The organism is Streptomyces sp. NPDC055632, assembly GCF_053618675.1.
Map to the genome: position 1 here is coordinate 13,298 of NZ_JBSHHY010000028.1, position 15,590 is coordinate 28,887.

Below are 15,590 nucleotides of genomic sequence, written 5' to 3' on the forward strand. Positions count from 1 at the left end.
GCGGCGGGGTTGCCCGGACGCACCCGCGGACGTGCCCGAACGGACACGGGGCGCCTCCGGCGGCGTGGTCAGCCGGCCGTGTTCACCATCGAGGCGGCGGCGTAGGTGAAGTACCGCCAGAGCTCCGCCTCGTACTCGGGCGCGAGGCCGAGCTCGTCCAGGGCGGCCCGCATGTGGCGGAGCCAGGCGTCGTGGGCCGCCCGGTCGACGACGAACGGGGCGTGGCGCATCCGGAGGCGGGGGTGGCCCCGGCGGTCGCTGTAGGTGCGGGGCCCGCCCCAGTACTGGATCAGGAAGAGGGCGAAGCGCTCCTCGGCGGGGCCGAGGTCCTCCTCGGGGTACATCGGGCGCAGCAGCGGGTCTTCCGCGACGCCCTCGTAGAAGCGGTGGACGAGACGGCGGAACGTCTCCTCGCCGCCGACCTGCTCGTAGAAGGTCTGCTCCTGTGCCGTTTCCCCGGGAATCTCGCTCACCGCTCCATCGTCTCAGATGCCCCGGCCGAGGACCGGAGGTCTAGGACCCCCGGTCCCGGCCCCGGCCCCCGGTCGTCGCGGGGTCAGCCCAGGCGGATCGTGATCGTGGTCCAGGCGCCGACGTGCACCCGGTCGCCGTCCTGGAGCTGGACGGGGACGTAGGGCTGGATCGGCTCCTCGCCGCCGTTGATCGTGGTGCCGTTGGTGGAGTTCTGGTCCACCACCGCCCACGAGCCGTCCGGCTGCTGCACCAGGACCGCGTGCTGGTGCGAGACGCCCGGGTCCTCCGGCGGCACCGACAGGTCGATGTCGGGGGACTCGCCGGTGGAGTGCCGGCGGCGGCCGATGGAGACCTGGTTGCCCTGGAGCGGCAGGTGCTTGTCCGGGGAGTACGCGGGCAGGTTCAGGCCCGTGGCCTCCGGGCCGCTGCGCTGCATCATCGCCATGAAGTACGCGCGGTCCGGGCCGATGACCGCGCTCCAGCTCCGGTGCGCCTGCGGCTGCTGGAACTGCTGCGGCGGCGCCTGGTGCTGCTGGGGGGCCTGGTGCTGCTGCGGCGGGGGCCCCTGGTGCACGGGAGGCTGCGGCGGGCCCTGGTGGTGCTGGGGCGCCTGGTGAGGCGGTGCCTGCGGTGCCTGGTGCTGCTGCGGGGGCGCCTGCGGCGGCTGGTGCTGCGACGGCGGCGGCAGGAGCCAGTCGTCGTCCGCGTGCGGCTGCGGCGGCGCGGGCGGCGCCGGGGCCTGGGCGGGCGCCTGGAGGTACGGGGGCGGCTCCGGCTGCCGGTGCTGCTGGGGCGCCTGGGGCTGCTGGGGCGCCTGCGGGCGCTGCGGCGGTGCCTGGTGGTGGGTGGGCTCGGCGCCGAGCGGCTCCGCCGGCCGGTTCACCTGCGAGGGCCGCGAGCCCTGGTAGCCGAACGGGTCCTGCTGCTGCGGGGGCCCCGGCGGCGGGGTCTGGAAGCCCGGCGGCAGGTTCAGGCCGGGCGGCGGTCCGGGCTGGCGCGGCGGGATGTTGGAGGGGGCCACCGGCGTGTACGAGGTGGCCGTGTTCGTGAGGAAGTTCCAGCGGCACTCCTCGCAGAACGGCGCCATGTGCTCACGCGGCGTCCGGCACTGCGGGCACAGCTCCGCCTGGGCCGTGGCGTTCGGGTCGCCGCCGGGGCCGAAGCCGCCGGGAGCGGCGGGCGGGGGACCCGCCGGAGGCCGGCCGGGACCGGGACCGTGGTCACCGGGGCCGCCGGGGCCCGGACCGTGGTCGCCGGGGCCGGGATATCCGTACGCGGGGGGCGGCGGCGGGGGAGGCGGCGGTACGGCACCCGTCGGCGCACCCGCCCCGGCCATGCGATGGCCGCAGACCTCGCACCAGTCGTCGGAGACCGACTGGTGTCCGTTCGGGCAGGTCGGCATGTCGGTGCTTCCCCCTCTCGTCGTCCGGCCCGGCGGCCGGGCTACCTCTTGACGCGAACGGTCTTCGTGGAGCGGGTCTCGAGTGTCATCTCGTCCGCTTCGGCGACCTTCGCCTTCAAACGCACAGTACCCGCCACCGCGTCGACCACGTCGACCACCTTCGAAAGCAGTTTCGCCGTATCCGCGTTGCCGGAGGCCGCCGCGAGCTGCACGGCACGGCCCAGTTTGGCCGTCGCGCCGTCCTGATCGCCCGATTTGCGGGCATCCAGTCCCTGCTTGATGGCGTCCGCCAGCTCGGCCTGGCCCGTGTAGTGCGCCACCTGCGGGTTGATCGACGTCGACATGGCCAGGTCGTCCGTCCACACCGCCCGTACCAGTCCTTGAGACAGCGGGCGGGCGTCGCCGCCCGCCGGGTCCGGGGCGATCAGGGAGACCCGGGCCGCCAGCATCTCCTGGCCGACCGCGGCCCGCGGCACCCGCACGCTCACGTGGTAGTCGCGGGACTCGTCGCCCCACGAGCCCGTCGGGTAGTCCCCGGCGCGCGGCCCCGCCTCCGTGCGCCGCCCGGTGAGGTCCTCGACGGTCGGCGCCACCTGCTTCACGAACGCGATCTCCACCCCGACCGGGGTCCACAGGCGCAGCGCGACGTCCGCCACGCCCTTGCCCATCGCCTGCTCCATCATCGCCGTGAAGTCGGCCGCGAGGCCGGCCGGGTCGGCGACGATGTCGGCGGTGCCGAGGAGCGCCGAGGCGATCCCGGTGACCTCCTTGACCTCCCAGTCGGTGCCGACCCCGCGCGCGTCGCAGGTGAAGCGGCCCGCGCAGGCGTCGAGCGCGGCCCGCAGCTCCTCCGGGGACTCGTGCTCGTTGCGCCCGTCGGTGAGCAGGATGCCGTGCCGGATGGTGAGGTCGGCGGAGGAGAGCAGCCGGTCCGCGAGCCGCAGCCAGGTGCCGATCGCGGTGCCGCCGCTCGCGGAGAGCCGGCGCAGCGCCTCCTTGGCCTCGGCCCGGGTGCGGGCGTCGGCGACGGCGAGCCCTCCGTTCCCCGGGTAGACCTCCTTGGCCACGTGCGTGCCGGCGACGACGGCGAAGGAGGTGCCGTCGCGCAGGGTGTCGACGGCGGCGGCGGTCGCCTCCCGCGCCCCGCGCATCTTGGTGGCCGGGTAGTCCATCGAACCGGAGCAGTCGACCATGATCACGACACCGGCCGAGCCGTGGGCGCCCGTGCCGACGGTGCCGCCGCCGGTCGAGGTGACGGTGACGATCGCGCTGACGTCCCTGCCGCCCTCCGGCAGGAACTCGTTCTGGTACACGTCCACCGAGAACTGGGGCACGGTCGACTTGGAGAAGTTCGCCATCTGTTCGGCTCCTCGGACAACGGCGGTGGGCTGGAAGGACGGGACCGGCGGCCGCTCAGGCGGGTCCCGCCCCCTGGGGAGGGACGGCGAACGGGACGAGCGCGACCGTGACGTTGTCGTGGCCCCCGCCGTCCAGGGCGTGCCCGACCAGGACCCGGGCACCGTGCAGCGGGCGGTCCGCCGCGTCGGCCGGGACGACCCGGGCCATGTCCTCGGGGCCCTCCGCGTAGTTCCACAGGCCGTCCGTGCAGACCACCACCACGCCGGAGCGGTCCGGCTTGAACGCGGCCGTGTGCGGGTCCAGTTCGTACGCGTCGGCGCCGAGCCAGCCGGTGATCGCGTGGGCGCGCTCGTCCGCGTACGCCTCGGCCTCGTTCATCAGGCCCGCCGCGACCATCTGCGCTGCCCACGAGTCGTCCTCGGTGAGCCGGGCGGCCGGGGCGGCGCGGTCGTCCGGCACCCAGTAGGCGCGGCTGTCGCCGACCCAGCCCACGACGAGCAGGCCGTCCGCGACGACGGAGCCGACGATGGTGCACGCGGGCGCGTTGCGCGGGGGTTCGCCGTCCGCCGCCTTCTCCGCGAGGGAGTTCACGGCCCGGGAGGCGGCGACGATCGCCTCGTGCATGGCCTGCTGCGGGTGCGTGCCCCGGGGCAGCGCGGCGAGCAGCGCGGCGCCGGCCGCCTCCGCGGCGGCGGCGGAGGCCTCGTCGGGCCGGGTCGCCGAGGAGACGCCGTCGCAGACGACGGCGAGGGTGGCGGGGGAGCCGTCGGCCAGGGTGGTCGAGGAGACGGCGAACGCGTCCTCGTTGCGGTGGTGGCGCAGCCCCCGGTCGCTGACGGCGGCCACGCCGCCGAGCTCCCGCTCCATGTGGTCGCGCTCGCGGGGTTGCGCGTGCCCGCAGTTCTCGCAGTACCCGTCGGTGTCCACCCGCCCGGCCCGACAGGCCACGCAGAGCACGGGACCGTGCGCCGCCTCCGCCGGTGCCTGCCGTACCGGGGCCGGGTCCGGGGCCGGTGCCTGCGCGGCGGCGGGGGCCGGTACCGGATCGTCGACCCGTACGGCCGCCCGGGGATCGGGCGCCGCCAGCTCGAAGTCACCGGTGGGGGCGGCGGTCGGCAGGTCGTGGCCGCCCGAGTCGGTGCCCGGCAGGTCACCGGGGTGCTGGGTCATGGTCGAGAGCGAACCGGGTTCGCGCGGCGGCGCGTCCGGCCAGTTCACGGGGGTGCCGATCGCCACGGTCGGGCGGTCGGGACCGTCCCCGGCGGCCGGGACGGCCGACAGGTCGTAACCGCACGCCCCGCAGAACCGGTCACCCGAGTCCAGCGGCTCCGCGCAGCCCGGGCAGGCGGCGAGTCCGTGCGACGGCTTCGGCTTCTGGGACATCCTCACACCCACGTCCGGGGGCGGAAGCGGTTGGCCCGCTCCACCAGTTCGATCCTTTCCCCGCCCTGCTGGGCGAGCCGGGCCAGCACCCGGTACGAGCGTTCGAGGCCGAAGCGCAGTCCGCGCTCGTCCAGTTCGCTCCCGAGCAGCAGCGCGCCGCCGCCCGGTGCCGCACCGGGACTCCCGGAGAGTACCCAGTCGAGGGCCGTTCCGAGGACCTCCGTCGACAACCGCTCCCGGCGCACCGCGTCCAGACCGAAGCCCCGGAGCGCCGAGACCTGCGCCGCGGCGGCCGTCAGGTCGGCGCCGAGCGGCTCGGACGGCGGGCGCCGCCGCAGCCGCGCCCGCACGGCCGCGACCCGGGCCGCCGTGTAGTGGATCGACGCCTCCGGCACGGACTCCAGCGTCCGTACGGCCCCGGCGCGGTCGCCCGCCGCGAGCCGCACCCGGGCGAGGCCGAAGGCCGCGCTGACGAAACCGGGGTCGGTCGCCCACACCAGGCGGTAGTACTCGGCGGCGTTGTCGAGCTGGCCGAGGACCTCGGCGCAGATCCCCAGGGCCAGCTTCGGCGCCGGCTCGCCCGGGAAGGCGTCGTACACCGCGTCGAAGGCGAGCGCCGCGTGCTCGTGGTCCCCGGTCACCAGCGACGTGACGCCCCGGTACCAGACGACCCGCCAGTCGTCCGGGTCCCGCTCCTCCAGACCGGCGAGCGTCCGGGCGGCGGCCGGCAGGTCGCGCAGCTCCAGCTGGGCCCGCAGCGTGCGGAGCCGCAGTTCGACGGAGGGCGCGGGCGCGGCCTGGAGCGCCCCGAGCAGTTCGCCCGGCGCGGCGGCCGCCAGACCCGCGAGGAAACCGGCGTTGGGGTCGGCCGGGGAGACGTGCGGCACGGGCAGCGCGAGCGCGGTGGCGGGCGTGTCGAGCGGCGCGAGCAGCCCCCCGAGCCCGGCCCCCGGCGGAACCACGGCTCCGGCCCCCGCCCCCGGCGGAACCACGGCTCCGGCTCCGGCTCCGGCACCGGCTCTCGGTGAAACCACGGCACCGGCGGTCCCCGGCCCCGGACGCGCCTTCCGGCCGCCCCGGACCCGCTGGGCCCGCCGGGCCCCCAACAGGGACACGTCGTCCGTCAGTTCGGCGAACAGCTCCGTGTCCGTGACCCGCACCTCCGTGCCGAACAGCGTCGAGAGCGCCGGCCGGGGCCGCCCCGACTGGAGCGCCACCACCTCCCGCAGCACGCCCGTCAACTGCTCGGCCATCTCCTGCGCGGAGGCGAACCGGCGCGCCGGGTCCGGGTCGGTGGCGCGGACCAGGAAGCGGTAGAACGACTCGTACGTCCGGAAGACCGCGATGTTCCCCGGGTCCGGCAGCGAGTCCACGAAGACGTTCGTGTAGCCCTGGAAGTCGAAGGTCATCACGGCGAGCGTGCGCGCCACCGTGTACAGGTCGCTCGCCACCGAGGGGCCGACCTCGGCCACCTCCGGCGCCTGGTAGCCGATGGTGCCGTAGATCGCCGACTCGTCGTCGTCCATCCGCCGGACCGCGCCCATGTCGATGAGCTTGAGCTGGTCCTCGGTCTGTATGGCGTTGTCGACCTTGAAGTCGCAGTACAGCAGGTTCCGGCTGTGCAGGTGCCCGAGCGCCTCCAGGGCTTCGATCCCGTACGCGCAGGCCTGCTCCACCGGCAGCGGGTCGCGCCGTCCGTCCGGCGTCCGGCGCCCGTTGGCGATCTCCTTGAGCGACTTGCCGCCGACGTACTCCATGACGATGTAGCCGTCCAGGGAGCCGGTCCGCTGGTCGAGGTGCTCGACGAAGTTGTAGATCCGGACGATGTTGGAGTGCTCGATCTCGGCGAGGAAGCGGCGCTCGGAGATCGCCGCCGCCATGGCGTCCTGGTCGCCGGTGTCGAGCAGGCCCTTGAGGACGACCCACCGGTCCGAGACGGCCCGGTCGACGGCCAGGTACACCCAGCCGAGACCGCCGTGCGCGAGACAGCCCGCCACCTCGTACTGGCCGTGGACGATGTCCCCGGAACGCAGCTTCGGCACGAAGGAGTACGGGTGCCCGCAGCTGGTGCAGAAGCCCTCCGTGCGGCCCGGCCGTTCGCCCCGCGCCCGGCCCACCGGGGCCCCGCAGTCGGAGCGGGAGCAGAACCGCTTCCGCTCGGGGACCTCGGGGTTCTCCATCACCGCGCCCCGCGGGTCGGGGCGCGGCACCTCCGGGATCGTGACCAGGCCCGCGCCGAGCCGGTTCCGGGCGGACTGCCCGGTCGACGAGCCGGAGCTGCGCACCGACACCGAACGGCCCGTGGAGCTCCCCGAGAGCGAGCGCGACAGGCGCCCCGAGACCGACCGGCGCGAGGTCGAGGAGCGGGACGAGGCGCGCGAGGAGGCCCGCGAACCGCTCCGCGAGGAGGCGGAGTCCGGCCCGCCGGTCCCCGTCCCCGTGCGGGAGGACCGGCCGGGCACGGCCACCCCGGTCGGCGTCGAGCCGATCAGCCCGCCGGGCGCCACGACCGGCGCGAGCCCGCAGGTGTCGCAGTACAGCTCGCCGCCGCCCATGTCCTCGTACGAGCCCTCGCACGAAGGGCGCTGGCAGTTCCCCGCGCCCGTCTCCCCGCTCACCACTGTCGTCCTCCCGTGCCTTCCGCGTTCCCCGCGTCCTCGGGCCCGGAGAGCACCTCCGCCACCGCCCGCTGGTAGCGCAGCACCGCCTGCTCCGCGACCCGCAGGTCGCAGGGCGCGCTCCACAGCATCCGCCGGGCCGCGTCGTACCGCTCGACCAGGAGCGGGTCCTCCACCGCGCCGAGCCGCGCCGCCTTCGCCTTGTACGCGTCGAGGCGGCCGCGCAGTTCCGCCCGGACCGCGAGCGGCGCGGTGACCGCCGTCAACGACTCGCGGGCCCGCAGCAGTTCCTCCTCCGCCTCCCGCTCCAGGGAGTCCAGGAGCGGGGACAGCCGGTGCCACCGGGCGTGCCTGCGGTACTCGGCGGCGGCCACGAGCCGCTCCTGGAGCGCCGTCGGCGGACCGCTGACGGCCGGCACCTCGGAGGCCGCGATCTTCGCGAGCACCTCGCCGCGCGCGGCCCGCGCCTCGGCGAGCGTCCGGTCCGCCCGCGACAGCACGTCCCGCAGGCGCAGCAGCCGGTCCTCGGAGTCCTGCCGGACCGCGAGGACGGCCTCGATCTCGCGCCGCACGTCCTCCAGGGCCAGGGCGGCCCGGTCGTACCGCGCGGTGTCCGGGCGGCCCCCGCCGGGCGCCGAACTCCCCGCCGCCGGACGCCAGAAGGCCAGCGGGTCCGTGACCACCTGGGAGCGCAGCAGGCCCAGCTCGGCCGTGATCTCCTCCAGCTCGTCCCCGGCCGGGTGCTCGCCCGGCCGCACGCCCACCGAGTGCGCGAGGGACCGCGTCCGGCCCAGCTCGGCGGCGAGCAGGTCTATCCGGGCGGGCAGCGCCGACCAGACGGCGTCGGCGGTGACGACCAGGTCGAGAGAAGAGGCGTACAGCTCGTTCATCCGCCGCACCAGGCCCTCCAGGGTGAAGCGCTCGGACAGCAGCGCCTCCTCGCCCGCGCCGCCCGGGACGAGGACGCTCTCGCCGCGCAGCCGGTCGGTCAGCTCCACCAGCTCCTCCCGGCCGGGCCAGCGGCGCCGCGCGCGCACCTCACGGGCCTCCCGCAGGGCGTCGGTGTACACGTCGAAGCAGGTCCAGAGCAGGGTGATGGTCCGCTCGGCCGCCGCCCAGCGCTCCCGGGTCGTGCCGGTCAGCCCGGCCCCTTCGAGCAGCCTGCGGCCCGCGTGGTCCTGGAGCGCGAGCAGCGAGTCCTCGACAGCCTTGTGCTCGGCGCCGAGCCGCGCCAGCGCACGGTCCACCTCGTCCCGGTCCATCACCGGCCCAGGGGGTCCCGCGACGCCCATCGGTCACCTCTTCCGCCATGTGTACAAGGACTCTCGGTGTGCAGGGGCCGCACGCGGCGGCTACTTGTACAGGGGAGCGGGCGGCCCGGGTATCCCGGGCAGGTCCTTCTCCAGCCACTGCCGGTACGCCGCCTGCCAGGGCCCCTGCCGGTACCCCACCAGGACGTGGTTGACCCGGCGCACCAGGTCGTCGTGGCCCAGCCTGGCCGCCACCCCGTAGTACTCCTTCGTGAACGGCTTCCCCTTCAGCTCGACCGCCGGGTCCTGGGCGGCCTGGCCGGCCGCGAGGGCGTTGTCGGTGACGACGGCGTCCACCTCGCCGAGCTGGAGCCTGGCCAGGCAGTCCAGCTGGTTGGGGACGGTCAGCAGGTCCGCGTCGTCCTTGGTGCCGTCGCCCTCGTCCTTGAAGACGGCGCCGAAGGAGTTCTCCTCCAGGGCCTCGTGGGCCGTGGAGCCCTCGGCGGTGCAGACCCGCTTGCCGCGCAGCGAGGAGTCGTAGCCGGTGATGTCGGAGCGCTTGGGCGCCAGGACCTGCTGCCCGGCCTGGAAGTAGGCGGTGGAGAAGGCGACCTGCTCGATCCGCTTGCAGTTGATCGTCATGGTGCGCACGACGAGGTCGACCTTGCCGCCGTCCAGGGCGGCGATCCGCTGGTTGGTGGGGATCGCCCGGAAGATGACGGCGTCCTCGTCGCCGAGGAGGTCCTTGGCGATCGCCCGGGCGAGGGCGATGTCGAACCCCTCCAGGACGCCCTTCTCCGGATTCCGGTAGCCCCAGCGGTAGCTGGACTGGTCGACGCCGACGATCAGCTTCCCGCGCTCCTTGACCGCCCGGACCGACGGGCCGTCCTCCGTGGAGGGGGTGAGGGAGGCCTCCGGGTTCCGGCAGGTGTCCGCCTTGACCTGGACGCCGACCCCCGTGCCGCTGTTCGCGCCGGCACCGACGTCACCGGCCGTCCCGGGCGCCGCTGCGTCGCTCCCCTCCCGGGCGAGCGGGAGCAGGGTGAGCGAGGCGGTGAGCCCGCAGGCCACGGCCATGGCCGCCACTCCGCCCCAGCCGCGCAGCCGCCGCGCCGCCCGCCGCACCAGCGGCTCCGTGTCCTCGGACATCCCTCCCCCTCTCACCGGTACTCCGACAGTCTGCGGTTGACGCCGAGCACGGCGCCCGCCGCCCCCAGGATCCCCAGGAGCGCCGCGCCCGGGGGCAGCGCCGTCAGCGCGTCCCGGGCGTCCCCGGCGGAGCGGGTGAACTCGGCCTGCTCGTGCCCGAGGGCCCGCTCCAGGGCCGCGTCGACCTGGTCGAAGGACTGCCCGGTTGACCCCTTCGCGCCGACGATCCGGTCGAGGGCGCCCTCGTAGTCGCCCGCGTCGTCCTTCGCGCGCGCGTCCCCGTGGCGCCGCTGCCACTCGCCCGCGCGGGCGGCGGACTCGTCGACCGGGCCCCGGCCGGCCTCGTCGTCGGCGAGCTTCCGCGCCGAGGCGAGCGCCTTCGTCAGGGCGTCCATGCTCGCCGCGTACTCGGCCTCGTACTTGTCGTTCTTGCCGTCCTCGGTGAGGACGGCGCCCCGGGCGACCAGGGTCAGGTTCTCGTTGGCGCGGGCGGTGAGCGAGCTGATCCGGGCCGTGTTGAGGACCTGGAGGGACTCCTGCCCGTGCGCCCGCGCGTCCTCCAGGCCGGACCGGGCGACGGTGTGCGCGGCCAGGAGCCAGAGCAGGACGGCGCCCGCGGCGGCGGTCGCGGCGAGCAGTCCGTGGTTGAAGACCCGGTGGGTGCGGAGGTAGGTGCGGCGCTGGGCCCAGCCCAGGGCGGCGAGGGCGACCAGGCCGACCGCGAGCGACAGAAGGGGCCAGGCGCGGGCGGAGTCGTCGTCCCGGCGGAGCCGCTCCGTCTCCGCCGCGTACAGCCGCTCGGCGGCGGGCAGCAGGACGGTGGTCATCTGCTGGTTGGCGTACCGCAGATAGGCGCCGCCCAGCGGCAGGCCCTGCCGGTTGGCGGCCCGGGCGCGCTCCACGAGGCCCGTGTAGCGCGGCAGCTGCTCGCCGAGCGTGGTGATCTCGCGGGCCGCCTCCGGCGAACCGTCCGTGTGCGCCGCCGCCTTGACGAGGAGCCGGGAGGCGGTGGCGATGTCCTTCGCGTACCGCTCGCGCGATCCGGCCGGCTCCAGGGTGCCCGCGAGGAAGCCGCTGGCGGCGGTGGTGTCGGCGTCGGCGAGGGAGCGGTAGAGGGCGGCGGCGTCGGCGCTCAGCGGCTGGCTGCGGCCCACGACGTCGTCGGCGGCGGAGGTCCGGCCGGTGACCTCCAGGGCGGTGACGGCCCCGAACGCGACGACGAGCAGCGCCAGTACGGCCCCGAGGATCCTGAGCCGGCCCGGCTCGGTCGTCGCGGCCGTCCGCAGCAGCTCCCGCCCCACGGCCCAGGCCCCGCGCCCCGTGGGCGGCGCGGCGGGAGCCGTCGGCGGCACGGGCGCGGACGGCGTCCGGGCGGGCGACGGCTGGGCGGGCACGCCGGCCGGGCGCGCGGGCGCCGGGTCCGTGCTCCGCGCCGCCGGTCCGGCGGGCGGGTTCGGCGGTTGTGTCACGTGACCTCCCCCTCGGTCGCCGACGAGCCGGTCCGCCCCGGAGCGCCGGCTCCGGTGGAGGACCACCCGGCGAGCAGTATGGCCGCACGGGCCCTTCCGCACACCGGGATTGACTGGATCTTGTTCCTGCCGGCTCCTATCGTGCCCCATGCCTCCCACGTGTCCGCGGGAGAACCCCCTCACCTTGAATACGTCCCCGGTCGGGAATCGGTTCCGGTCCGGACGTCGCCCGAACAGGTGAACATGCGTGCGGGGCGCCCCCGCCGGACCGGCGAGGACGCCCCGCACCCGTACTCCCTCACGCCGCGTGCCCGCGCTCCCCTCACGCCCCGTAGTGCTCCCGCAGTCGCGCCGCGGCCGACGGGGCCGCCCGCCACGCGTCCAGGGCGAGGAGTCCCGCCCCGAGGACCGGCGGCGCCGTCACGAAGCCGACCGTCGCCTTCGGGGCCCGCTCCGCGAGGAGTTCGAGGATGCGTTTCTCCAGTTGCGGGTGGCGGGCGGCGAGCACGCTGCCGCCGAGCAGCACCGGCGCCGGCCCGTCGAGCAGCCCGAGCCGCCCGAGCGCCACCGACGACATGGCCACGACCTCCTCGGCCAGCCGGTGCACGAGCGACAGCGCGACCGGGTCGCCCGCCGCGCTCACCCGGAAGAGCACGGGCGCCAGTTCGTGCCGCCGCTCCATCGGGATCCGGCCCAGGTGCAGCGCCTCGATCAGCGCGTACATGGTCTCCAGGCCGAAGTGCGCGGGCAGCGCCCGCGACAGCTCGGTCGGCTCGCCGCGCCCGTCCTCGCCGCGCGCCGCGCACCACAGCGCCTCCTCGGCCAGGCCGCCCCCGCCGCCCCAGTCCCCGGAGAGCTTCCCGATCGCCGGGAAGCGGGCGGTCCGCCCGTCCGGGGTCATTCCGACGCAGTTGATCCCGGCCCCGCACACCACCGCCACGCCCCGGGGCTCGTCGACCCCGGCCCGCAGGACGGCGAAGGTGTCGTTGTGCACCCGGATCGACCGGCTCAGGTGCCGCGCGTGGAGGGCCCGTTCGAGCTCCAGCTCCTCCACGGGCAGGTCGGCGTTGGCGAGGCAGGCGGTGACGTGGGCGAACACCGGCGGGCGGTCCGCCGGGCCGCCGGCCGCCGCCCAGGCCCGCCCCACGATCTCCACGAGCCCGTCCACCGCCGTCGCCACCCCCACCAGCGGGGGCTGGAACCCGCCGCCGCGGGCCGCCCCGAGGACGGAGCCGTCCGGGGAGAGGACCGCGACGTCGGTCTTGCTGTTCCCCGCGTCGACCGCGAGGAGCGTTTCCGCCCCCGCCGCGGGGAAGGTCCCGTTCACGCCCACGCGAGGTGCTCCCGGTTGTGCGCGATCAGCCGGTCCGTGAGGCCGTCGGCGTACGCGTACTGCCCGATCAGCGGGTGCGCGAGCAGCGCCTTGAAGACCCGGTCCCGGCCGCCGCGCAGCGCCGCCTCCAGGGCCAGGTCCTCGTAGGCCGTCACGTTCGCGACCAGACCGGCGTACAGCGGGTCCACCGGCGCGACCGCCAGCGGCACCGCGCCCTCCGGGCCGACCGCCGCCTGCGTCTCGATCACGGCGTCGTCCGGCAGGAACGGCAGCGTGCCGTTGTTGTACGTGTTCACCACCTGGTACGGCGAACCGCCCCCGCCCAGGAGGGCCGCCGCCAGGTCCACGGCCGCCTCCGAGTAGAAGGCGCCGCCGCGCTTGGCGAGCAGGGCCGGCTTCTCGTCGAGCGCCGGGTCCCCGTACATCTCCAGGAGTTCCTTCTCCATCGCGGCGACCTCGGCGGCCCGCGAGGGCTTCTCGCCCAGCTCCCGCACCACCTCGTCGTGCGCGTAGAAGTAGCGCAGGTAGTACGAGGGGACGACGCCGAGCCGGTCCAGGACCGGGCGCGGCAGCCGCAGGTCGGCGGCGATCGCGTCGCCGTGCCCGGCGAGCAGCCGGGGCAGCACGTCCTCGCCCCCGGGGCCCCCGATCCGTACCGCCCGCTCCCAGGTCAGGTGGTTGAGCCCGACGTGGTCCAGGTGCACGTCGGAGGGGGCCACGTCCAGGAGCGCGGCGAACTTGCGCTGGAAGCCGATGGCCACGTTGCACAGGCCGACGGCCTTGTGCCCGGCCCGGAGCAGCGCCCGCGTCACGATGCCGACGGGGTTGGTGAAGTCGATGATCCAGGCGTCCGGGTTGGCGCGCCGGACCCGCTCCGCGATGTCCAGGACCACCGGGACCGTGCGCAGCGCCTTGGCGAGGCCGCCGGCGCCGGTGGTCTCCTGGCCGACGCAGCCGCACTCCAGCGGCCAGGTCTCGTCCTTCTCGCGGGCGGCCTGCCCGCCGACCCGGAGCTGGAGCAGGACGGCGTCGGCGCCCTCGACCCCGGCGTCCAGGTCGGAGGTGGTGGTGATCCGCCCCTCGTGCCCCTGCCTGGCGAAGATCCGCCGGGCGAGCCCGCCGACCAGGTCGAGCCGGTCGGCCGCCGGGTCGACGAGGACGAGTTCGGTGACGGGCAGGGTGTCGCGCAGCCGCGCGAACCCGTCGATCAGTTCGGGGGTGTAGGTGGAACCGCCCCCCACGACAGTGAGCTTCATGTGTGGTTCAGCCCTTCACTCCGGTCAGTGTGACTCCCTCGACGAACGCCTTCTGGGCGAAGAAGAAGACGAGGATCACGGGGGCCATGACCAGGACGGTCGCGGCCATGGTCAGGTTCCAGTCGGTGTGGTGCGCGCCCTTGAAGGACTCCAGGCCGTAGCTCAGGGTCCAGGCGCCGGGGTTCTCGGAGGCGTAGATCTGCGGTCCGAAGTAGTCGTTCCAGCAGAAGAAGAACTGGAAGAGGGCCACGGCGGCGATGCCCGGCCTGGCCATCGGGACCACGACCCTGAGCAGGGTGCGCAGTTCGCCGCACCCGTCGATCCGCGCCGCCTCCACGTACTCGTCGGGGATCGTGAGGAGGAACTGGCGCAGCAGGAAGACGGCGAAGGCGTCCCCGAACGCCAGCGGGACGATCAGCGGCCACAGGGTGCCGGAGAGGTCCATCTGCTTCGCCCAGAACAGGTACATGGGGATGATCACTACCTGCGGCGGCAGCATCATCATCGAGATGACGAGCAGCATCGACAGGCGCCGTCCCCGGAAGCGGAACTTGGCGAGGGCGTACGCGACGGGGACCGAGGACACCACGACGAGGACGGTGCCGAGCCCGGCGTACAGCAGGGAGTTGCGCCACCAGGTCAGGAAGCCCTCGGTCTCGAAGACCCGGACGTAGTTGTCCCAGTGCCAGGAGTTCGGCGTCAGGTCCCGGGTGAGCGCCTGCTGGTCGCTCATCAGGGAGGTCAGGAACACGAAGACGAACGGCAGGACGAAGAACAGGGCGGCGGCGACGCCGAGCGCGTGCACGGCGATCCAGTGCAGCAGCGCCTTGCGGCGGGCCCGCTTCCCCGCCGGGGTCGGGGCGGTGGCCGTGAGGGTCATGGTTCAGTCACCCGAGCCGATCAGGCCGCCGCGTCGGCGCATCAGGAGCGCGGTGAAGGCCATGGAGAGGAGGAAGAGCACCAGCGCGACCACGCAGGAGGCGCCGTAGTTGAACTGGCTGAAGCCGAGGCTGTGGACGAGCTGCGGCAGGGTGAGCGTGGAGTCGTCCGGGTAGCCGGGGACGAAGGTGACGCCGGAGCCGCCCATCACGCCCGAGGCGACCTTGGAGGCCACGATCGGCTGCGTGTAGTACTGCATCGCGCCGATGATCCCGGTGACCACCGCGAAGAGGACGATCGGCGAGATGGTGGGCAGCGTGATGTGGCGGAACCGCTGCCACGGCGAGGCGCCGTCCAGTTCGGCGGCCTCGTACTGCTCCTTCGGCACGTCGAGCAGCGCGGCCATGAAGATCACCATGAGGTCGCCGACGCCCCACACGGCGAGGATCGTGAGGGCCGGCTTGGACCAGGACGCGTCGTTGAACCAGGAGGGGGCGGGCAGGCCGGCCGCCTCCAGGAGCGCGTTGACCGGTCCGGTGCCGGGGTTGAGCAGGAAGACGAAGGCGAGCGTGGCGGCCACCGGCGGGGCCAGGTACGGCAGGTAGAAGAGGGTCCGGAAGATTCCGGTGCCCGTCTTGATCTTCGTGATCAGCAGGCCGACGCCGAGGCCGAGGACGACCCGGCAGGCGACCATGACGACGCAGAGCCAGAGGGTGTTGCGCAGGGCCGGCCAGAACTGCGGGAAGTCGGTGAAGACGTACGACCAGTTGCCGAGGCCCCGCCACTCGGGCGGGTTGAGGCCGTCGTACCGCATGAAGGAGAAGTAGACGGTGGAGACGAGCGGATAGACGAAGAAGACGCCGAATCCGATCAGCCAGGGCGACAGGAACGCCAGGGTGCGCAGCGCGTCGCGGCGGCGCCTGGACCGCAGGGTGTTCCGTCCCCCGGGGGAGGGGGCGGCCGGGGCGGCCGTCCCCTTCGCGGGCAGGGTGTCCGTGCTCATGGGCGGTGTCCGGCC

The 15,590-nt window shown here is 74.8% G+C and carries 12 protein-coding genes; all 12 read right to left on the reverse strand.

The window, feature by feature from the left end; genetic code table 11:
- Positions 1–68: 68 nt before the first annotated feature.
- The 12 genes from ACWGSR_RS28350 to ACWGSR_RS28405 all read right to left on the reverse strand — a co-directional run bounded on the left by ACWGSR_RS28350 (position 69) and on the right by ACWGSR_RS28405 (position 15,575).
- Positions 69–473: a globin gene (locus tag ACWGSR_RS28350; RefSeq protein WP_453570238.1), complete on the reverse strand. Its 405-nt coding sequence runs from the start codon at positions 471–473 to the stop codon at positions 69–71.
- Positions 474–556: 83 nt separating this feature from the next.
- Positions 557–1,876, reverse strand: coding sequence for an FHA domain-containing protein (locus ACWGSR_RS28355; RefSeq protein ID WP_376244257.1), 1,320 nt, complete (start codon positions 1,874–1,876; stop codon positions 557–559).
- Between the two features lie 41 nt (positions 1,877–1,917).
- Positions 1,918–3,234, reverse strand: coding sequence for a VWA domain-containing protein (locus ACWGSR_RS28360; protein ID WP_376244254.1), 1,317 nt, complete (start codon positions 3,232–3,234; stop codon positions 1,918–1,920).
- A 55-nt stretch (positions 3,235–3,289) separates the two neighbouring features.
- Entirely contained in the window at positions 3,290–4,618 is a 1,329-nt protein-coding gene (locus ACWGSR_RS28365; protein WP_453570242.1) for a PP2C family serine/threonine-protein phosphatase, read from the reverse strand.
- Between the two features lie 2 nt (positions 4,619–4,620).
- Positions 4,621–7,173: a tetratricopeptide repeat protein gene (locus ACWGSR_RS28370; protein WP_453570334.1), complete on the reverse strand. Its 2,553-nt coding sequence runs from the start codon at positions 7,171–7,173 to the stop codon at positions 4,621–4,623.
- Between the two features lie 59 nt (positions 7,174–7,232).
- Complete coding sequence (locus tag ACWGSR_RS28375) at positions 7,233–8,528, reverse strand: coiled-coil domain-containing protein (RefSeq protein WP_376244248.1); 1,296 nt, start codon at positions 8,526–8,528, stop codon at positions 7,233–7,235.
- Positions 8,529–8,588: 60 nt separating this feature from the next.
- On the reverse strand, positions 8,589–9,635 hold the full coding sequence (locus ACWGSR_RS28380) for a glutamate ABC transporter substrate-binding protein (RefSeq protein WP_453570246.1): 1,047 nt from the start codon (positions 9,633–9,635) through the stop codon (positions 8,589–8,591).
- An 11-nt stretch (positions 9,636–9,646) separates the two neighbouring features.
- Positions 9,647–11,104 carry a hypothetical protein gene (locus ACWGSR_RS28385; protein ID WP_453570249.1) on the reverse strand — a complete coding sequence of 486 codons (1,458 nt, stop codon included), beginning with the start codon at positions 11,102–11,104 and terminating at the stop codon, positions 9,647–9,649.
- 322 nt (positions 11,105–11,426) lie between these two features.
- Complete coding sequence (locus ACWGSR_RS28390; RefSeq protein ID WP_376246813.1) at positions 11,427–12,437, reverse strand: N-acetylglucosamine kinase; 1,011 nt, start codon at positions 12,435–12,437, stop codon at positions 11,427–11,429.
- A complete protein-coding gene (locus ACWGSR_RS28395; protein WP_376246816.1) occupies positions 12,428–13,693 on the reverse strand; it encodes a 6-phospho-beta-glucosidase in 1,266 nt (421 codons plus the stop codon). The genes ACWGSR_RS28390 and ACWGSR_RS28395 overlap by 10 nt, the downstream gene beginning before the upstream one ends.
- Positions 13,694–13,700: 7 nt before the next feature.
- The gene (locus tag ACWGSR_RS28400) at positions 13,701–14,573 is read right to left on the reverse strand and encodes a carbohydrate ABC transporter permease (RefSeq protein WP_376246819.1); all 873 of its coding nucleotides are present in this window, start codon (positions 14,571–14,573) and stop codon (positions 13,701–13,703) included.
- Positions 14,574–14,576: 3 nt separating this feature from the next.
- A complete protein-coding gene (locus tag ACWGSR_RS28405; RefSeq protein WP_453570254.1) occupies positions 14,577–15,575 on the reverse strand; it encodes a carbohydrate ABC transporter permease in 999 nt (332 codons plus the stop codon).
- Positions 15,576–15,590: the final 15 nt, after the last annotated feature.